This window comes from Litorimonas sp., from assembly GCA_029936425.1.
GTDB lineage: Bacteria > Pseudomonadota > Alphaproteobacteria > Caulobacterales > Maricaulaceae > Litorimonas.
This window is the reverse complement of the sequence record JAPYSU010000005.1, coordinates 110,713-130,867: the sequence shown is the minus strand read 5'-3', so window position 1 is coordinate 130,867 and position 20,155 is coordinate 110,713. Positions and strand designations below refer to the sequence as shown.

16 protein-coding genes are annotated in these 20,155 nt (G+C 49.2%); 10 read left to right on the top strand and 6 right to left on the bottom strand.

The window, feature by feature from the left end:
• Window positions 1–324: a DUF2849 domain-containing protein gene (locus ACN0IC_RS06785; protein WP_416878011.1), complete on the bottom strand. Its 324-nt coding sequence runs from the start codon at window positions 322–324 to the stop codon at window positions 1–3.
• Window positions 321–1,706, bottom strand: coding sequence for a siroheme synthase CysG (cysG, locus tag ACN0IC_RS06780; protein ID WP_416878010.1), 1,386 nt, complete (start codon window positions 1,704–1,706; stop codon window positions 321–323). Before cysG ends, ACN0IC_RS06785 begins: the two co-directional genes overlap by 4 nt.
• 162 nt (window positions 1,707–1,868) lie before the next feature.
• Between cysG and ACN0IC_RS06775 the strand changes: the two genes are divergently transcribed.
• From ACN0IC_RS06775 to ACN0IC_RS06765, 3 genes are all read left to right on the top strand, one after another.
• Complete coding sequence (locus tag ACN0IC_RS06775; protein ID WP_416878009.1) at window positions 1,869–2,486, top strand: helix-turn-helix domain-containing protein; 618 nt, start codon at window positions 1,869–1,871, stop codon at window positions 2,484–2,486.
• Window positions 2,487–2,551: 65 nt separating this feature from the next.
• Window positions 2,552–3,895 carry a threonine synthase gene (gene thrC / locus ACN0IC_RS06770; RefSeq protein WP_416878008.1) on the top strand — a complete coding sequence of 448 codons (1,344 nt, stop codon included), beginning with the start codon at window positions 2,552–2,554 and terminating at the stop codon, window positions 3,893–3,895.
• 2 nt (window positions 3,896–3,897) lie between these two features.
• The gene (locus ACN0IC_RS06765; RefSeq protein ID WP_416878007.1) at window positions 3,898–4,542 is read left to right on the top strand and encodes a shikimate kinase; all 645 of its coding nucleotides are present in this window, start codon (window positions 3,898–3,900) and stop codon (window positions 4,540–4,542) included.
• Here ACN0IC_RS06765 and hemH read toward each other — a convergent pair.
• Window positions 4,525–5,535, bottom strand: coding sequence for a ferrochelatase (hemH, locus tag ACN0IC_RS06760; protein ID WP_416878006.1), 1,011 nt, complete (start codon window positions 5,533–5,535; stop codon window positions 4,525–4,527). The two genes, ACN0IC_RS06765 and hemH, sit on opposite strands and share 18 nt — an antisense overlap.
• A gap of 145 nt (window positions 5,536–5,680) precedes the next feature.
• Between hemH and ACN0IC_RS06755 the strand changes: the two genes are divergently transcribed.
• On the top strand, window positions 5,681–7,534 hold the full coding sequence (locus ACN0IC_RS06755) for a M2 family metallopeptidase (protein ID WP_416878005.1): 1,854 nt from the start codon (window positions 5,681–5,683) through the stop codon (window positions 7,532–7,534).
• 56 nt (window positions 7,535–7,590) lie between these two features.
• Window positions 7,591–9,003 (top strand): hypothetical protein, encoded by a 1,413-nt coding sequence (locus tag ACN0IC_RS06750; protein ID WP_416878004.1) that lies wholly within the window; start codon window positions 7,591–7,593, stop codon window positions 9,001–9,003.
• Between the two features lie 25 nt (window positions 9,004–9,028).
• Here ACN0IC_RS06750 and mfd read toward each other — a convergent pair whose 3' ends face one another.
• Together mfd and ACN0IC_RS06740 are read right to left on the bottom strand one after the other, a co-directional pair.
• Window positions 9,029–12,502 carry a transcription-repair coupling factor gene (mfd, locus tag ACN0IC_RS06745; protein WP_416878003.1) on the bottom strand — a complete coding sequence of 1,158 codons (3,474 nt, stop codon included), beginning with the start codon at window positions 12,500–12,502 and terminating at the stop codon, window positions 9,029–9,031.
• A complete protein-coding gene (locus ACN0IC_RS06740; RefSeq protein ID WP_416878002.1) occupies window positions 12,503–12,757 on the bottom strand; it encodes a succinate dehydrogenase assembly factor 2 in 255 nt (84 codons plus the stop codon).
• 85 nt (window positions 12,758–12,842) lie between these two features.
• Between ACN0IC_RS06740 and recG the strand changes: the two genes are divergently transcribed.
• A complete protein-coding gene (recG, locus tag ACN0IC_RS06735; protein WP_416878001.1) occupies window positions 12,843–14,942 on the top strand; it encodes an ATP-dependent DNA helicase RecG in 2,100 nt (699 codons plus the stop codon).
• A gap of 12 nt (window positions 14,943–14,954) precedes the next feature.
• On the opposite strand, the gene ACN0IC_RS06730 is transcribed toward recG, so the two are convergent.
• Window positions 14,955–15,722, bottom strand: coding sequence for a DUF502 domain-containing protein (locus ACN0IC_RS06730; protein WP_416878000.1), 768 nt, complete (start codon window positions 15,720–15,722; stop codon window positions 14,955–14,957).
• Between the two features lie 98 nt (window positions 15,723–15,820).
• On the opposite strand from ACN0IC_RS06730, the gene ACN0IC_RS06725 reads away from it, so the two are divergent.
• The 4 genes from ACN0IC_RS06725 to metC all read left to right on the top strand — a co-directional run bounded on the left by ACN0IC_RS06725 (window position 15,821) and on the right by metC (window position 20,118).
• Entirely contained in the window at window positions 15,821–17,044 is a 1,224-nt protein-coding gene (locus ACN0IC_RS06725; protein WP_416877999.1) for a DUF3089 domain-containing protein, read from the top strand.
• Between the two features lie 106 nt (window positions 17,045–17,150).
• A complete protein-coding gene (locus ACN0IC_RS06720) occupies window positions 17,151–18,149 on the top strand; it encodes a cysteine synthase A (protein ID WP_416877998.1) in 999 nt (332 codons plus the stop codon).
• Window positions 18,143–18,979: a sulfurtransferase gene (locus tag ACN0IC_RS06715; RefSeq protein ID WP_416877997.1), complete on the top strand. Its 837-nt coding sequence runs from the start codon at window positions 18,143–18,145 to the stop codon at window positions 18,977–18,979. Before ACN0IC_RS06720 ends, ACN0IC_RS06715 begins: the two co-directional genes overlap by 7 nt.
• A complete protein-coding gene (gene metC / locus ACN0IC_RS06710) occupies window positions 18,976–20,118 on the top strand; it encodes a cystathionine beta-lyase (protein WP_416877996.1) in 1,143 nt (380 codons plus the stop codon). The genes ACN0IC_RS06715 and metC overlap by 4 nt, the downstream gene beginning before the upstream one ends.
• The last annotated feature ends 37 nt before the right edge of the window (window positions 20,119–20,155 follow it).

The window sequence follows — 20,155 nt, the reverse complement described above, 5'->3', positions numbered from 1 at the left end:
TTAGACCTTTTGAATATCAAGAGGAACAAGTGTGGCCGTGTCATAGCTAGGGCCTCTGACACGGAATTTTTCGCGGTAGCGGACGGGAAGGCCCGTCTCCACTTCCACATCAATGAAGTAAGGCGCGACGACATCATTGGCGTGTTCGCTTTTTACGCCAAAAGCTTCCATCTTTTCGATCACGTCATCATCTTCGGTCGTTAGGGCTTCCGCATATTTCATGGACCACTCAAATTCCGGCGTGAGCCAGACACTGAGCCCATCTCGTAAAGTATTGGCGGTAAGGGACTGAGGTCCCTTCCCTTTGTGTTTTGCAGAGCTCATGAAACAGCCTTAAAAATATCAGGAATTTCAGTTTTATTGGCCGAGTAACCAAGCATCAGAACCGCCGGTCCCTTGATTTGAGATTTGGCCATATCATCGGCCATTGATGAAAGTTGTGTGCTTACAACCTTCTGGTTCGGGCGGGTTGCGTTTTCGACCACTGTAACAGGTGTGTCTTTAGAGGCGCCGTGTATAAGTAAACGCCCTTGAATAAATCTAGACGCTCCAACGCCCATATAAACAATCGCTCGCGAATTTTGCTTGGCAAGCGTCTTCCAATCTTGCTTGGCGTAACCCTTGACGTCATGGCCCGTAAGGAAGGTGACTGAAGAGTTTTTGCCGCGCGTCGTCAGAGACGCTCCGATTTCTGCAGCCGCTCCGGCCGCGGCGGTAATACCGGGAACAATACGGAAAGGAATATCGGCGTCATGAAGAACAGAAATCTCTTCATCAGCGCGTCCAAAAATAAGCGGATCTCCGCCTTTCAGGCGTACAACATGAAAACCTTTAAGGGCCTTATCAACCAATATCGAATTGATATCGTCTTGGGTAACGGACGGGCCGTTGGGGGTCTTGCCAACATAAATATACTCAGCCTCGCGGCGCCCTAACTCCAAGACCTCGTGGCTGACAAGTCGGTCATATATAATGACGTCTGCACCGTGAAGGGCCTGCTGCGCGGCAAAGGTCAGCAAGTCAGGATTACCCGGACCCGCCCCTACGAGCGCCACTTGCCCTGTTTTCACCGTTGATTGATTTAATAATGCATTTTCAACAGTTTCTGTGAAAGTCTTGGCGTCGCTTCTCAGCTGGTGCGTAAGGTCCTTCCCACCAAATATTCTCGCCCAAAAGGTTTGACGGTCTGACAGGTCTGGCAAATGTGTTTTCACTTTGGCCCGAAGTTTTTTCGTGAGTAAAGCGAGTTTCCCCAGATCCGCCGGCAGGCGTTTTTCCAAGTCGGCTTTCAGCGCCCGGGCAAGTCCCGGCGTTGTGCCTTCCGTTCCAATTGAGACCAGCACGGGCGACCGGTCTACCAAGGCGGGCGTAATAAAAGCACAGGCAGACTTCTGGTCCGCCGCATTTGCAAGTACTCCCCGTTCATGCGCGGCCGCCGCTATTTCTGCGTTCAGAGAATCATCTTCTGTAGCCGCATAAACCAGTCTGGCGCCGTCTAGGTCAGATATATCAAAAGCTTTCTGAATCCATACCAGACGCCCATCCTCTGACCAACGCGATATTTCGGCGCTGATCGAATCGGAAACAACTTCGAGACGCGCTTCTGTTTTTAACAGGGTACGTAATTTGGCTTCCGCCGCCTCGCCGCCCCCAATAACACGAAGGGTCACATCTTTCGTATCTATATGTATAGGAAGGTATCGCATGTCTTCCGCCTTTGTTTAAAGCTTGTGATTATGCACTTGGCTTTACTCACTTGCCTTGTTTGAATGTTCTATATATAGAACGAAGTGAACAAAATCTAGTCCAAGCGGAAAATAGTTTTCGCAAAGTCATCACAGAGGCGTGAGGGCGAACCAGGAAAGAACATGGCCAGACAAAAAAGACAATATTGCCCGGAAACTGATGCTTTATCCGAAAAATTAGGTCAGACAATCCTCCGCTTAAGAACCGCCGATAAATTATCGCTCGGCGAATTATCTGAAATGTCTGGCGTCGCGAAATCCATGATCAGCCAGATTGAGAAAAATGAGACCAACCCGTCTTTGGCAACCCTATCCCGACTCAGCCTTGCATTGAAAACCAGTGTCGAGGCCATGGTATCGGCTGATGAAGATCAAGACGTTCTCATAGAAAAGCTGTTTGTGCAGGATATTCCACTTCTGAAAAGCGAAGATGGTTTATGTGAACTCCGTATAATCGGCTCGATCGACACAGTTCAATGGGTTCAATGGTATGATTTTCAGGCGCAACCGAGCGGCGTACTTAAAAGTTCGCCTCACCCAGCCGGGTCCGTCGAGAATCTGAGTATTCTTTCCGGTGAAGTCACTGTCGAGATCGGGGGAAAGCGCTGGGTTGCTAAGGCAGGCGAGACGATTCGCTATCGGGGCGACTTTGAACACAGCCTGACGAATACGGGCGACACACCTGCTCATGCGACTATGGTTAATATTTTGGCCCATATGGTTCGAACTCAACCTTTATAAAAACGAGGTTTGCCCAACCGGCGGGAAATCCTTGCGTCCCTCCCAAACTCCTTTAGTAAAACTACATGACTTATCATTCCCATCTTAATCACGATGAGAAAGCTGACTTCGGTCAGGCGTTACTGGCCTCTCTCGCGCCTGATGGCGGTTTGTGGATGCCAGATAATCTCCCTTTTTATAAGTCAGAAGAGACGGCGAAATTGGGCGCGCTACCCTTCTGGGCCTGCGCCGCTGAACTTGCCAAAAACTTCATTGATAAGGCTTTTAGCGAAGCGGCTTTAAAGTCGTTATGTGAAGATGCGTATAATTTTCCTCTTCCTTTGAAAACATTTAAAGGAGCCGAGCTGGACACGGCCATGACTGAGGTTGCGGATGAGTATATTCTTGAACTTTTCCATGGCCCGACCCTGGCTTTTAAGGATTTTGCCGCCCGCTTTATGGGACGCTCTGCCTCAGAGTTGATGAAAACCAAGGGCCAGACCCGCACGATTTTGGTGGCCACCTCAGGCGATACAGGCGGCGCAGTTGGAGACGCATTTCTAGACCAAGAAGGTATTCGGGTTGTCATACTTTACCCCGAAGGCGGCGTCAGCAAAGTCCAGGAACAACAACTTTGTACTATTGGAGGCCATAATTCCAACGTCCAAGCCGTGAGCCTGGAAGGCAGCTTTGATGATTGCCAGCAACTTGTCAAAGACGCCTTTGCTGACAAAGTCTTGAGCGAAAAACATAACTTGATGTCGGCTAATTCGATAAATGTCGGCCGCGTCATTCCTCAAAGCTTTTATTACTTTTGGACGTCCTTGCAGGTTAAGGCTGCCCATCCCGGAGTATCCCTCGTTTATTCGATTCCTTCGGGCAATCTCGGGAATCTGACGGGCGGTATCATCGCCAAGAAAATGGGCGCCCCCATCGATCGTTTTGTTGTTGGTAACAACTCAAACGACCCATTTGTTGATTACTTAGAAGACGGCGAATATCGGCCACGTCCCTCTGTGCCGACACTTTCCAATGCCATGGATATTGGGCGGCCAAACAATTTTCCACGTATTCTGGACCTGCTAGACAAAGATTTCGATAAGGTGTCAGAACTTTGCTGGGGCGCGTCTTTCTCCGACGAAGAAACAGAACGTCACCTTAGACGGATTTTCAATAAAACCGGATATATTATGTGTCCGCATACAGCTGTGGGGCATCTGGCTATGGAGGCGTTCTCGAAAGATGTTGAACGAGAGTTCATAAAGGTGACCGTCGCAACAGCGCATCCGGCAAAATTCGCTGATAGTGTCGAGCGCATAATTGATACTAAAATTAAGCTGCCAGAGCCTTTAGCAAAATCCATGAAACAGAAGAAACGCGTGACGTCTCTTGCCCCGACGCTTGACGCGCTTTCCGATTATCTCGGATAGAGATGAAACTGAACCTATCAGAATTTGAAAGCCGTTTTAGGTCCGGAAAATTGCGTCTGGCGTTTATCGGCATGTCGAATATCGGAAAAAGTTATACAGCCACGCGATTGGCTGAGCGGTTTGATTTTGAGCTCGTTGAAGTCGACAAGTTGATTTGGGAAGAACTCGGGCATGACGACATGGCTAGTTTTGCTGAATGGCAGGGGCAGCCCTATTCCGAAGGTTACTCAGACCGAGAAAAAAGGTCGATTGCTCTTGAAACGTCCGCAACTCGAAAAGCGTTATCCCTCAATAAACGCAATACTATACTCGATACCACGGGAAGCGTTATCTATACGGGAGATGACGTTCTCCAACTATTATGTGAAACGCACTACGTCGTATATATCCAGGCGAGCGAAGCGGCACTTAAAAGATTAAAGGTTCAATATTTCCAGCAGCCCAAACCCCTGATTTGGAAAAATTACTTTGACCAAAATCTTGGACAAACAGACCAAGACGCCGTGTTGGAATCCTATCCAAAATTGCTAGAAGCCAGAGCTGAAAGCTATGAGGCCTTGGCCGACGCAGTTCTTTCCAGCGAATATATCCTCAATCCAGAAAATACGGTTGAAGACATATTCAAAAAATTAAAGCCATCCCTTTAACAGCTTTTCTTTAGCGAGGCTGGCTAAGAATTCAATGTGGTCAGCTCGAGTGTTCAAGCAAGGCACAGCCGTAAAGTTTTCTCCCCCTGCTTCCAAAAAGCTGTCCCGCGCCTCAATCTTTATTTCCTCTAAGGTCTCAAGGCAGTCTGCTGCAAAACCCGGCATCATGACAGCGACGTTTTTTACGCCCTGTGACGGCAGTTTTTCCAATGTCTTGTCGGTATAAGGCTGCAACCAGGCTTTCGGACCAAAGCGCGACTGAAAGGTTGAATAGAGATAGTCCCTTGAATAACCGGTATGTTGTCGCAACAGCTCCGTCGTTTTCAAGCACTCTAATTGGTATGGGTCACCCTTGTCGACATAGCTCTGCGGGAGGCCATGGTAAGAGGCGAGAATGGCCTCCGGTTTCCAGTTCAAAGTCTGCAAATGATCTTTCAGACTATTCGCCAGGCATTTGATAAAACCCTCTTCTTGATAATAGTCTCTAAGGAAGCGAATTTCTGGGATATCCATACGCCCCTTGAGCGCTTTTGCGATTCCGTCAAAAACCGATGCCGTCGTTGCGCCGGCAAATTGTGGGTAAAGCGGCAAAATAGCAATCCGCGCACAGCCACTTGCTGTGAGTTTGTTTAGAGCGGACGGGATTGAAGGATTGCCGTAACGCATGGCAGTTTCGACATGAACTGTGTCGCCGAATATGGCTTGCACGCCTGCTGTCTGAGCCTCTGTGACTCGCACCAGAGGCGCCGTGTCGGTCAGATCTTCTTGGTCCGAAAATTCTGGTTCATTCCAGATAGACCGGTAAGCCTTCGCGGATTTTGACGGACGGACTCTTAGGATTACCCCATGTAAAATCGGACACCAAATCCAACGAGACGTATCTATAACGCGATGGTCATGCAGAAATTCGGCTAAATATCGACGCGTCGCTTCTGCCGTTGGAGCGTCAGGCGAGCCAAGATTAACCAGAAGAAGTCCGGTTTTAGATGTCATATTCAGGCTCCGTCGAATAATGATATAATGCCAAGCTCATCGACATCATTGACCTTCTCGCAAGAGGGGTTACGAATAAGGTTAATTGTAAGATTGGACTTGCCCCGTTTAAACACTAAACTTCGCAAAAATATAAGAGGACAATATGAAGCTGTTTTTATCATCTGCCGCCAGCGTACTGGCACTCACCCTTGCCGGATGTGGTGACTCTGTCGACAGTTCATCTGAGAACGTAGACAAAATGGTTGAGGCGGCGAGCCCAAATTCCCAGCCGACCGTTCAAGACGCGAAAGAATTCCTCGAAATGGCCGAGCAGGAAAAATCAACCCTCAATGAATATGAGGCTCGTGTTGCTTGGGTAAATAACAATTTCATTACTGAAGACACCAATTGGCTTGCCTCAAAAGCCTCAGAGCAATCAGCCCTTTTAGATACCCGTCTCGCAAATGAAGCGAAACGCTTTAATGACCTTGCACTCCCGGATGATATGCGCCGGAAGATTGATAGTCTAAAACGAGCTTCAAACTTCCCTGCCCCTGAACGTGCTGGAGCGGCCAAAGAACTTTCAGAAATCATGACAAGCCTTAACGCAGCCTACGGAACGGGAAAGTTTGAGTATCAAGGCGAAATGATTTCCCTAACGGAGGCCAGCGATATTATGGCTGAGTCTGACGACCCAGAGGAACTAAAGGCGATATGGGAAGGCTGGCGGACAATCTCGCCACCCATGAAAGACGATTATGCCCGCATGGTGGAAATCGTCAATGAAGGCGCCCAAGAGCTGGGTTATGAAGACGCAGGCGCATTATGGCGCGGCGGTTATGATATGGATGCTGATGATTTTATCGCTGAAACCAACCGTCTCTGGAATCAAGTGAAGCCGCTTTATGATCAGCTGCATTGTAATGTCCGGGCTGAGCTAAACGACAAATATGGCGATGAAGTCGTTCCTCTGGACGAACCTATCCGCGCAGACCTTCTTGGCAATATGTGGGCGCAGCAATGGGGGAATGTTTATGAAGCGGTTGCACCTGAAGGAGCGGCTGAAGGGGTGGATACGACGGAACGTCTTGAAGAAAATGACTATGACGCTCTGAAAATGGTTCAGACGGCAGAGAAGTTCTTTACTTCAATGGGATTTGAACCGCTTCCCGACACCTTTTATGAGCGCTCTCTCATCACAAAACCCGAGGATCGGGAAGTTGTGTGCCATGCTTCTGCTTGGGACATAGACGAAAAAGACGACATTCGGATCAAAATGTGCACCAAGGTCACCGGAGAAGATTTCTCTACGGTTCATCATGAACTAGGACACAATTTTTATCAGCGGGCCTATAAGAACCAACCCGTTTTTTATCGAAACGGCGCAAATGATGGCTTTCATGAAGCCATTGGCGATATGATAGCTCTGTCCATTACGCCTGATTACCTTGTTAAAATTGGATTGCTCGACGAAGAAAACGTTCCGGGCGAAGATGCGGATCTCGCGCTGTTAATGCGTCAGGCGATGGACAAGGTCGCTTTCTTGCCTTTCGGTCTTATGGTTGATCAGTGGCGCTGGAAAGTCTTTTCCGGCGAAATTTCCCCGGCCGGATATAATGAAGGGTGGTGGGAATTACGCGAGGAATATCAAGGCGTGAAGCCGCCTGCCCCTCGCCCGGCGGATGCGTTTGACCCGGGCGCGAAATATCATATTCCTGGCAACACGCCATATATGCGGTATTTCCTCGCTCATATTTTGCAGTTCCAGTTCCATAAAGCCGCCTGCGAGGCCGCCGGATTTGAAGGACCGCTTCATAGATGTTCGGTTTATGGAAATCAGGAAGTGGGCCAGAAGTTCAATGCGATGATGGAAATGGGCGCGTCCAAACCTTGGCCGGACGCACTGGAAGCTTTCACTGGTTCTCGCGAAATGGACGGGTCTGCGATTCTTGAGTATTTCGAGCCTTTGCAGTCTTACCTGGAAGAGCAGAATAAAGACCGGACCTGCGGTTGGTAATATCTACGTCTGGCCTAAGCGAGGTTAAGAGAGAAGAAAGTATTTGGGCATAGTTTATGGCTATGTCCGATTCTGCGCAAAACCTGACGAAACTATCCGGCGAGACTGCGTCAGGCTCTCGGATAGCGAGGTCATCGCGCATACTCATTGCCACTGATTCGGTCGAAAAAATTAAAGAGCTCGCGGTCCAACTTCGCGGGCTTCGGTATGATGTCCAAATCTCATTTTATGATGGCAAGACGCTCTCAGCCACGCCTAAACGAGCGCCTGCTGCGATCATCTCTCATTTTGCAAAATTTCCTGATAAAACAGAGGCTGTTTTAAGAATTTTGAAATCTCATTACACGCCGCACGAAATTCCGGTTATAGGGGTATTGCCTGCCCCTCAATCCAAACCTCAGACAGCTTTTGACACAGTGCTTATTGAGCCTGTCCATGCCTCCCAAATTGCCAATCGCGTCAACTCCCTTATCCGTCTTGGCGCAATGGAGCGTGAAATCAAGTTGCGGGTGGAAACGCTTGAAAAAGACTTTGGGCAGACCGTAGTTATTGAGGATGACGGGCAACACCCGCCCTTCCGCGTATTGTTTATTGGGAAAGCTTCCCCCGGCTTCATGGTCATCATAAACGCTCTCCAGTCCAGAAATGTGGACACAGTCGCGGCGTTCACCTCTTTTAGCGCGTTTGATTATCTTCATGAAAGCAAGTTTGACGCCGTTGTTATGAACGCGTTGGAGCACCCGGAACCTGCGCTGTCTATCTCTGAAACCATGCGGCGCAATGCGCGGCTTTTTCATGTTCCGACGCTTTTCCTCGTGAAGGACGGTGAATTCGCGCAGTTTGATAAAGCCGAACATCACGGCGCGCGTGATATTGTAAATGTTAAGTCGGATGTAAAAGAGATAAGCGGACGTATTTTAGAACTTGCCAATTATCATCGGCTTCATGACAATTTGAAAGAGGAATTCGAATCTCTAGGGGATCACAGCTCGATATGCGAGAAGAGTGGCTGTTTTACAAAACTTTTCATTGAAAGACATGCTATTAGAGTGTTTAGAGCCAATCATAAAATCAAGCAGCCCGTTACTCTGATGGCGGTGCGCCCCCGCCTGTATTGCTCAGAAGACGTTTCCTCCGAATATGCAGAAAATGCCCTGATGCAATTCGGACATATGCTCAAAAACCTCGTTCGTATGCAGGATTCTGTCGCAATTTACGACGATGATCGTTTCTTACTGATGTTCCCGGGCTCGACTGAAGACGACGCGAAAATAGTCCTTGAACGGGTCAAAGGGCTGGTTGCGTGTACGGCTTTTGAAGGTGGGACGCCGAATTCCCCTCTCACTCTCGCCATTGACCATACTATCGCAGAGGCTCTCATTCACGAGTCTAGCGATCTGACAATCGGACGGGTCATTCTGGACCTAGAGAATAGGAATTCAGGGGACTATCTCGAAGAAAGCGCCTGATTTTTTTCGGTAGCGCAATTAGTTTCTACGCAATCAATGCTTCCAATGCCCGCTTTGTGCCTCTGACCCGAGGCTTTGCATTTTCGAAATTACCCATGACCAGTATCGTTTGATCCGGTCGAAGGCGCCACCCGCTATTCTGGGTGATAGCGTTCATTATAACGGACGGGTCTTTAATATCCGCATGACGCATGGTCAGAACCAGTCCTTTCGGACCCGCATCAACCTTTTCAACATGAGCTTTACGGCATAGACGTTTGATTTGCATAACTTCGAAGAGGGATCTGACTTCTTCCGGTAACTGTCCAAATCGGTCAATCAACTCGGCCATCAAAGCGTTACTGCCCTCATCGTCTTCTATGTCCGCAATGCGGCGATAGGTTGTGAGGCGCAGGTTGAGGTCGGAGATATAGTCTTCCGGGATGAGAATGGCAACGCCGACATTGACTTGTGGTGTCCAGCCCTGATCATTCACCGTTTCATCATCTCGTAGCTCCGCGACCGCTTCTTCCAGCATGTGCTGGTAAAGCTCGACACCTAGCTCTTTCATGTGGCCGGATTGTTCCTCACCGAGCGGATTTCCGCCGCCGCGCATATCCAAATCATGGCTCGCTAAAGTAAAGCCCGCGCCTAAAGTATCGAGAGATTGCAGAATTTTCAGCCGCTGTAGAGCTTCTTTGGTGGCGACATGCTCGTCGGGCATGGTGAGATAGGCATAAGCACGGATTTTTGACCGCCCGACCCGTCCCCTCATCTGATAAAGCTGCGCGAGGCCAAACCGATCCGCGCGATACACGATCATTGTGTTGGCAGACGGAATATCGATACCACTTTCGATAATAGATGTGGAAATCAACACATCATATTCACCGTCGTAAAAAGCGTTCATGATATCTTCGAGGGCACCCGCCGCCATCTGTCCATGCGCGATCACGTAGCGCACCTCCGGCACGGACGCTTTCATAAACTCTTCAATACGCGGAATATCAGCGATTCGCGGGGCAACAAAATAAGACTGCCCGCCCCTATAACGCTCCCGAAGCAAGGCTTTGCGGATTGAAATCTCGTCAAATGGCATCACAAAGGTGCGAACTGCCAAACGGTCGACCGGTGGAGTCGCAATGAGCGATAGATCACGTATGCCTGATAGCGCCATTTGCAGAGTTCGCGGAATAGGCGTTGCCGTTAAGGTCAGCATGTGAACATCTGCCCGAAGTGCTTTCAAACGCTCTTTGTGCTGGACGCCAAACCTTTGCTCTTCGTCGACAATGACCAACCCTAGATTTGCAAATTTGATAGTTTTAGCGAGTAACGCGTGTGTCCCGATCACAATATCGCACTGACCTGTTGTAAGAGCTTCTTTAGTTGCAGTGGCGTCTTTGGTCGAGACAAGACGCGAAAGTTGCCTGACGCGAACGGGCCAACCTTTGAATCGGGAAGAAAACGTTTTGAAATGCTGGCGTGAAAGAATGGTTGTCGGAGCAATTATCGCCACCTGACGACCGCTCATAGCGACAGCAAATGCAGCGCGCAGAGCGACTTCCGTCTTACCAAACCCGACATCTCCGCAAATGAGCCGATCCATGGGGCGCCCGCTCTCAAGGTCTGTGAACATATCTTGTATCGCGCTGAGTTGATCATCGGTTTCCACATAAGGGAAACGTGCGGCAAATTCATTGTATGTGCCTGAATCAATGTCGAGCGGCTCGATAGTACGCATGGCCCGCTTTGCGGCAATCTTAATCAGGCCTGCGGCCAAGTCTTTCAGCTTTTTCTTGGCTTTGGCCTTGCGAGATTGCCAGGCTACACCGCCCAGCTTGTCCAGGACCGCACCTTCAGCGGCCGAGCCATAACGTGACAGCAGCTCAATATTTTCCACCGGAAGAAAGAGTTTGGCCCCGCCATGATATTCAAGCTCAAGACAATCATGCGGAACGTTTTGAACCTGCAAAGTATTCAGGCCGAGATAGCGACCCAAACCATGATCAATATGAACAATCAAATCCCCCGGCTGCATGGCCGTCGCATCTGAGATAAAGTTTTTGGCTTTTCGCTTGCGTCCGCGATTGACCAAACGGTCGCCTAGAATGTCTTGCTCCGAAATGACAGTCAGGCCGTCTATTACAAACCCCTGCTCTATCGGAAGAACTGTGCGCCAGGCCGTGCTTTTAGGTTTGTCGAAAATCTCTGGCCCGCGTTCCATTTTCGGCAAAGGAAAATCATGGTCTTCAAACACGTTGCCCAAACGATCGAGCGATCCTTCCGACCAGGCGGCAATCAACACTATTTGTTTCTCAGTTTTCAGAGTGTCGATATGGTCTTTAACGGCCTCAAAAACATTTGCCCCTTCTGTTCGGCGTTCCGGGGAAAAGCTGCGTCCAACACGTCCGCCAAAGTCGATCAGGTTTTCGGCATCTGCCGGACGAAAGACCGAATGATTCCGAACGGTTAAAGGTGTGGTAAGTTCTCCCCACTCTTCTTCACTAATATACAGTCTGTCTGGATTTAGCGGTCGGTAGAGACCAGCTGATTTCGCCGGATTGCCCGAGCCTGAATCGCGCGCTTCAGCGTGTTCTTTTCGAGATGAGTAAAAGTCCTCAATCGTGTCCCATCGCTCCGTTCTGGCTTCATTTAAGAGCCCATCAAAAGCGTAAATCGCTTGAGGACCAACATAATCGAAGAGGGTTTCCGTGTGAGAGTGAAAGAGCGGTAAGTAATGTTCTATGCCTTGTGTCCGGATGCCGTCGCTGACTGCGGCATAAGTTGGATCGCGGCTTATGCCGCCCCCAAAAGCGGCGACATAACTTGTACGAAACAGACTTATGGCATCTTCTGAAAGAAACACTTCACTGACCGGTGCCAGCTGTACGTATTTTAGCTTATCCGTTGTGCGCTGGGTGGAGACATCAAAAGATCGAATGCTCTCTAACTCATCTCCGAAAAAATCAAGGCGAATCGGGTTTTTCAAAGCCGGCGGAAATATATCAATAATACCGCCCCGAATTGCATAATCCCCGGCCTCCATCACAGTTGAGGCGCGCGAATATCCATTATGATCCAAATAAGACTGAAGCTGTTCTCTGGGCAAAGCCTGTCCCGCCACAGCCTGAAAGCCCGCTTTTGCCAGGGCGGACCGGGGCGGAACTTTTTGCATAGCGGCGCTGCCCGTTGTGACAATAATCATTTGAGTGTCAGGAGATAAGGTCGCCAGTGTGTATAGGGCGGCTGCGCGTTGCGCCGCTAAGGCGCGGCTCGGAGAAATCCTGTCATAAGGGAGGCAGTCCCAAGAGGGTACATTCAGGACAACAATTTCCGGAGCAAAAAAACGGCACGCCGCCGTAAAAGAAGCCGCGCGTGCAGCATCCCTCGCGATAAAGACCCCTCGCCCGCCGCGTTGTTTTACCGCCTTACAGAATACCAAGGCATCGGTGCCTTCGGGCAATCCGGCGGCAGTCAGAGACTTTTCAGGCCCCGTATATCGGCTTAGCTGGATTTGCATTTACTTGGAGGGATCAAATTGTTTCAGCCGGGAGAGCAGCGGCGTATCATAATTGGCCGGGACTGGCATATTGCCGGAAATCCACGCGTAAATGTCATGATCTTTCGCGCCAAGTAGGTCTTCGAACATTGTAACTTCGTCGTCCGATAACGTCTCGATATGCGCCTTGGTAAATCCGCCCAATATGAGGTCAGCTTCTTTGAAGCCGCGATAATTCGCGCGGTATACGAGGCGTTTTCGGCGGGCATCCAACATGCCGGCGCTGTAGCGGAAATAATCTAGCCTGTCACGGTGACAATGCGGTCTTGCTTCATCCGAATTGTCGCGCCAAAACTGTCATATGTCTGCCATCCGACCTCAGCATTTATTTCCTCTTTTTGCGGATATTCAGACCCTATCAGGAGTCGGTCCCAAGACGGCCCCTTTAATTGAACGCGCCATGGGCGGGCGTATCAAGGATTTGCTCCTGACGGCGCCCACAGGCGCCATTGATCGGTCAAATCAACCCGGCATAGCCAATGCGCTTGCCGGAGAGATCGGAACATTTCTGGTGACAGTCGGCTCACACGTAGCGCCAACTAACCGTAATCGACCCTATAAAATCAATGTCTATGATAAAACGGGCGAAATGGAGATCATCTATTTCAAAGCCCGCGCACCGCAAATGGAACAGCTTTTCCCGGAAGGCACAGAAAGGTTGATTTCAGGGAAAACAGAAAGTTTCAACGCTCAAGTTCAAATGACTCACCCGGATTACGTTCTTGATCCAGAGAAGGCAGATTCTATGCCCGCCATAGAGCCGCTTTATCCTTTGACGGCAGGTCTGTCTCAAAAAATGGCGGGCAAGACTGTGCGCGCCGCCCTCTCCGTGTTTGAAACGATTCAGGAAATGGGAGAATGGCTAGATAGGTCTTTTGCTTCCCAGCAAAATTGGGCTGGGTTTCAGGAGAGTTTAAAAACACTCCATCACCCGTCCCATGCTGTTGATATAAAAGCAGAAAGTCCGATTCGCCGCCGCCTTGCCTATGACGAACTTTTTGCCAAACAGCTTGCCATTGCCTTAGTGCGTGAAAGCACAAGGCGCGCACATGGGCGGGAATTTCGACATGACGGTCACTATGTCCAGGACGTTTTGAATGGGGCGCCTTTTAAGCCGACCAGTGCCCAGTCTCGTGCCTTTGAAGAGATCAAAAAAGACATGCAATCGCCGTTTCGAATGGCGCGTTTGCTGCAAGGTGATGTCGGAGCGGGAAAAACCTTTGTTGCCGCGCTGGCGGCCGCCTATGCGGCGGAAGCGGGCGTGCAGACGGCTTTGATGGCGCCAACAGAAATTCTGGCACGTCAACATGCTGAGACCTTGAAGCAAATGTTGGAGCCTGCCGGACTCACGGTGCAGGCGATCACAGGCCGGGATAAGGGCAAAGTCAGAAACGCTCTGAACTCTGGTCTTGAAGCGGGATATATTGACGTCGTTGTGGGCACCCACGCGCTCTTCCAAGACAGTACGGCCTTTAAAGATTTAGGGCTCGTGATTATTGATGAACAGCATCGTTTCGGGGTTCGAGATCGCCTTCGATTGTCCGATAAAGGTCAGTCGCCTGACCTTCTCGTTATGACGGCGACGCCTATTCCGCGAACACTTGCGCTGACAAGCTATGGCGATTTGGATAGTGTCAAGCTTGATGAAAAACCGGCAGGCCGAAAACCGATTGAGACCAGAATATTACCCCTCCAACGCTTGGATGATGTTATTGACGGGATTGGACGCCAGATAAAGGATGGTAACCAAGTCTATTGGGTTTGTCCGCTCGTAGAGGAAAGTGAGCTGATAGACCTGACGTCCGCCGAAGACCGCCACAGACAGTTGACAGCCATTTACGGCGATAAAGTCGGTCTGTTGCACGGTCGAATGAGTGGACAAGAAAAAGAACAAATTTCCAATGATTTCAAGGCTGGACGATACAAAGTTCTTGTCGCAACAACAGTAGTTGAAGTCGGCGTCGATGCACCAGATGCGACCATTATGGTGATTGAGCATGCCGAGCGGTTTGGGCTTGCGCAGCTGCACCAACTCAGAGGACGTGTTGGCCGGTCTGATAAACAATCCTCTTGCCTGCTCCTTTATAAAGGGCCGCTTTCTGTCAGCGGAAAGGCGAGACTGGAAATCATGCGGGAGTCCGAAGATGGATTTTTGATTGCAGAAAAAGACTGGGAATTGCGCGGCTCTGGAGATTTGCTTGGAGCAAGGCAAAGCGGCATTCCTGATTATGCCTTTGCTAATCTCGACAAACACAAGTCCTTATTGGAAACAGCCGTTCAGGATGCGCGGCTTCTGGTTCAAAACGATCCGGAACTCAAATCTGTCCGGGGAAAAGCGGCAAGGGATTTACTTTTTCTTTTTGAACAGGACTACGGCATCGCTCTCATGCGCGCCGGCTAAATCTAACAGTAACTAGACAGGGTCGTCAGATATTCTGTCTTCGTTCGGCCGATTTTTTGGCTTTACATATTTTGTATTATATTCCGTGGTCTCATCATTAGAGGTGACCATGCCGCCGCTGATAATCATTTTAGCTCCCTCTTCCGGCGTCATATCCAAAATTCTAATGTCTTCGCGTTTTGAAAAAAGAAGAAAACCAGATGTGGGGTTCGGTGTCGTCGGGACGAAAACACAAACATATCCCGGCCCCAGACTATGCATCGCTGCACCTTGCAAATCTGTCGTGATAAAGCCGATCGCCCAAATTCCGGCTTTAGGATATTCAATCAGACAGACTTCTCTAAAGGCCTTGTCTCTCTGTTCAGCTACGATAACAACTATCTGCTTCACAAAAGAATAAAGACTTCGCACCACAGGCACTCGAGATAATAGCCGCTCGCTTTGACGCAGCAGTGCTGAACCAAAATAATTGGAGGCCAGAGAGCCTAGGGCAATGAGACCCAATATTGCTATAATGAGTCCCAAGCCCCAAACGTCATATCCGAACTGAATTTTAGGGTTGATAGAGGCAGGAAGGAACTTCCAAACTGTTCGATCGATAAACTGAATGAAGGCCGTAATCGCCCAAATTGTAACGAATATTGGCAAGGCCACAATAACGCCGGTTAAAAGGCGGTTGCGGACAAATTTTAGAAATGCGAATCGAGCACGCCTACTCCGTCCCCGGAAACGTGACGCGAAAATAGATTTTTTAGGTTTTTCGACTGAGTCTTCAGTCATAGCCTTCTCTCCAGTATTTCCTGCGTTACTGTATGGTAATTACCCTCTACGGCTCGCACAAACTAGGTTATAGGCCTTGGACAAGAAAGGGAAATTATATGCGCATGAAAACCGCCTTAATTAGTCTAATACTTATTTCGCTACTAACTGTCCTGACTCTTGTCTTCCTTTATCGCGACGATATTTTTCAGCATATTCAAGACCCCGGACAGCCCTTTCAAACCTATAAACGCCCTTCCCCACCTGACTACAGTCAAAAGGACTCTTGGCTATCCCTTCCGGATTTATCCAAAGACAGTTTTGAACACCCTTCAAAGGGAGATGTTTTTGTCGTTGTCCCGAGCGTGTACCGCGGCGGCAAACATTGGAATCTACCAAGCGACGATCTGAAAAGGAAACGTAAGTTGGAGCGCATTGTACGCCCAAACTATGTGACGCCCTACGCAGATGCGGGGCGTTTATTTGCCCCCTTTTACAGACAAGCGTCGCTCTATGCTTACATGACCCAGCGCGAAGACGCGCGCATGGCTCAAAACTTGGCATATCAGGATGTCCGAAGGGCCTTTAGAAGGTTTCTCGAAAACTCCCCGCCTGAAAGGCCCATAGTTTTGGTTGGACATAATCAAGGCGCCAGTCATGTGGAGCGGCTTTTGCAGGATTTCTTTTCAGGCCCCGAAAACGAAGGAAATTTAAACCGGCTCGCCGTAGCCTATGTCATTGACTACCCTTTGACGAAAAAACTTTTAGACGGGCCGCTAAGAGGTATTCCTGTCTGTCAATCATCAGATCAAACCCACTGTATAGTTGCTTTCGGTGCCTTTGCCCCCAATGAGGAAGATATTGCTGAACGCTTTGGCTCAAGGCTTTTGGTTCATGATGGAGAGGAATATAGTTCGGTGGAGGGACAGGCACTTATCTGTGTTAATCCGCTACTCTGGACACAGAGCGAAGACTACGCGCCTGCGCGGTTACACAAAGGCGGCGTAGCGGCAGAGGGCCTTGATCTTGATACACGTCCAGCCCCGCTCCCGCGCCAGGCCGGCGCGCAATGTCAAGATGGGTTGCTCTTGGTGGACAAGCCTCGATCGCGTTCGCTTCGTCGCCCGCTCAAAGTTGGCGGAAAGTTTAGGACCCTTCCTTCCAATCTTTTCTATGAGGACCTTAGACTCAATGCAAAAGAACGTGTCGAATCTGTAATCGAAGACAACATTCTTCCCAAACGAGCCAAACTTTTAGACGGCTTCGAAATACAGGAAGTCGAAGAAAGCCCCATTGGCGAAGTTGTTGACGTGACCCCAGAAGAGGATGCTGACAAGGACTAAATTGAATCTCGCGTTTTTCGTATGTTTTGCAAACAAAATCGATAAAGCGGTAGATTTTACTTACTCGTTCAGGCATCTCAAATGTAACTGATTTTTGGAGATCGCTATGATTGCCCAGTCTGTTCTGGACCTCATCGGGAATACGCCGCTTATTCGCTTACAGGAAGCCTCTGCCATGACGGGATGTAACATCCTCGGAAAGGCTGAATTTCTCAATCCCGGCCAATCGGTCAAAGACCGCGCCGCTTTGTCCATAATTCGTCACGCCGAAGATCAAGGGAAATTGAGCCCCGGCGGTGTGGTTGTTGAAGGTACAGCCGGAAATACCGGTATTGGACTTGCGATGGTTTGCTCTGCTCTTGGCTATCGCTGCAAAATTGTGATGCCCCGCACTCAAAGCCAAGAGAAAAAGGATTCTGTGAAACTCTTGGGTGCAGAACTTATAGAAGTAGACGCGGTCCCCTATTCTAACCCAGGCAATTATATCCATACCTCACAGCGCTTGGCTGAAGAACTCGCTAAAACGGAACCGAACGGCGCGCTCTGGGCTAACCAATTTGACAATATTGCAAACCGTCAGGCCCATATCGACACGACCGGACCAGAGATATTCAAGCAGACAGATGGAAATATCGACGGTTTTATCTGCGCGGTTGGAACAGGCGGTACATTAGGCGGCATTTCATTATCTTTGAAGAGTCTCAAACCATCGGTGCAAATCGGTGTGGCTGACCCTCTAGGCTCCAAGATGTATTCTTATTTCAAAAATGGCGAGCTGGAGAGTCATGGCGACTCAGTTACAGAAGGTATTGGGCAAGGCCGTATCACAGCCAATTTGGAAGGAATCGAAGTCGACAAGGCGTATCAGATTGATGACACAGAAGCCTTGCAAATAATTTTTGAGTTGAACCAACTCGAAGGTATTTGTCTTGGGGGCTCATCCGGCATCAATATCGCCGGAGCGATTCATATGGCGCGCGAAATGGGCCCGGGCCATACGATTGTGACTATACTTTGCGACTATGGACAGCGTTATCAGTCAAAAATCTATAACCCAGAGTTCTTAAAGGAGCGGAATTTACCGATTCCGAACTGGTTATGTTAAACGGCGAAGACGTCCCTTATTTCGTAGACGCCACATGGTTGTCTGAAAACCTATCCCATTCAAACATTCGGATTCTGGACGCTACTTGGGGCGTTCCGGGAAATAAGGATGATTTGCCGGACGGAGTTATTCCGGGCGCGAGATTTTTCGACCTTGGTTACTTAAAATCCAAAACCTCTCTTGGCGACGCTTATCCACCCAAAGATGTCATGAAAAATATGGCTGAGGAACTGGGCATCAAACCCGAAAATCATATCATTATTTATGATAAGCAAGGATATTTTTCAGGCCCTCGCGTCTGGTGGTCTTTCAAGACGATTGGACACAAAAAAGTGTCGGTCTTACGTGACGGTTTCCCTGCATGGCTAGCCAAAGGGTATGAAATTGCGTCCCACCACCAGGAAGAAACATCCACAAGCGAATATGAAACCTCCGCCAGCTCTGTCAAAGGGGTAACAATAGAGTCGGTTTCAGATGCTATAGGAACAGTTACACAGATCATAGACGCCCGCCCTGCAGCGCGTTTTTGCGGCGAGTTGCCAGAACCAAGAGAGGGTTTGCGATCGGGGCATATACCGGGCTCAATCAACTTACCACTAGGCCAGTTGAAAAACTCTCAAGGAGAATTGCTTGAAAATAGTGAAATTCGCCAGATCCTCAAAAACAATAATATAGACCTCAACAAACCCATTATAACAAGCTGTGGTTCAGGCGTCACAGCGGCTGCATTGGCGTTTATTTTTGAATGCCTTGGATCAGAGAACGTCTCGGTTTACACGGGATCTTGGGCGGAATATGGGGCTTCAGATTATCCAATTGAGACATCATGAGGAAAGAAACTGAATTTACGCATTTGGGACGGCCCCAAGCTGGATTGGGTACAGCCGTAAATCCGTCCATAACAAGGGCTTCCACGCTTTTATTTGATGATGCAGCAGATCTCTATCGTTCTGATGTCAGAGGCTATGGACGGCATGGTGGAGAAGTTCACGATCATTTAAGCGACATGTTCACTCATTTGGAAGGCGGTGCAGGAACCATGCTGTTTCCTTCTGGTTTAATGGCTTGTACAGTACCTATCCTGTCCCAAGTCAAAAGCGGAGATCATGTCTTGCTGACAGATTCTGCCTATGGCCCGACAAGAGGCTTTTGTCTTCAAATGCTGCCGACACTTGGAGTTTCCGTTGATATTTATGATCCACATATTGGCGCTGGTATAGAAGACCTTATCCAAGATAATACCAGGCTGATTATCCTTGAAAGCCCTGGCTCCCTCACCTTTGAAATACAGGATATCCCTGCGATAGCCGGGGTCGCCAAAGCAAAGGATGTTAAAACACTTATCGATAATACCTGGTCCGCAGGGATCGTTCTATCGCCATTGTCACTTGGCGTCGATATATCCTGTCACGCCGCTACGAAATATTTTGGCGGTCACAGCGATATCATGTTTGGCGCAACAGTTTCAGCCGATTCCAAAACAGCCCTAGAAATATCCAAAACAGCCAGGCTTTTGGGAAATTCGTCCTCACCGGATGACGCTTATCAAATCCTTAGGGGGTTCAGAAGCGTGATTCCGCGTTTTCGGCAACAGGAAGCTACAGCTTTTTCATTGGCAAAATGGTTGGAAACACGGCCGGAAATACAGTCCGTCATTCATCCCGCCTTGGAATCTCATCCAAATCATGACCTTTGGAAACGGGATTTCACGGGATCAGGATGCCTGTTTAGCGTCGTCGCTCAGAAAACATCGACTAAAAAGGTTGAAGCTTTTATCAATGCCCTCGATCTGTTCGGTATCGGCTATTCCTATGGCGGCTTTGAAAGTCTGGCCATTCAATGTGACCCGCAATTACGCCGATCTGAAGGGGAAAAGTTTCCCGGCCCTCTCATTCGGTTTGCTTGTGGATTGGAACATGTCGATGACTTGAAAGCCGACATAGAAAACGCTCTACAACACCTAAGCTAATGTGGCACCTGCTCAAGCTAAAACGGTTTTGGTTTGC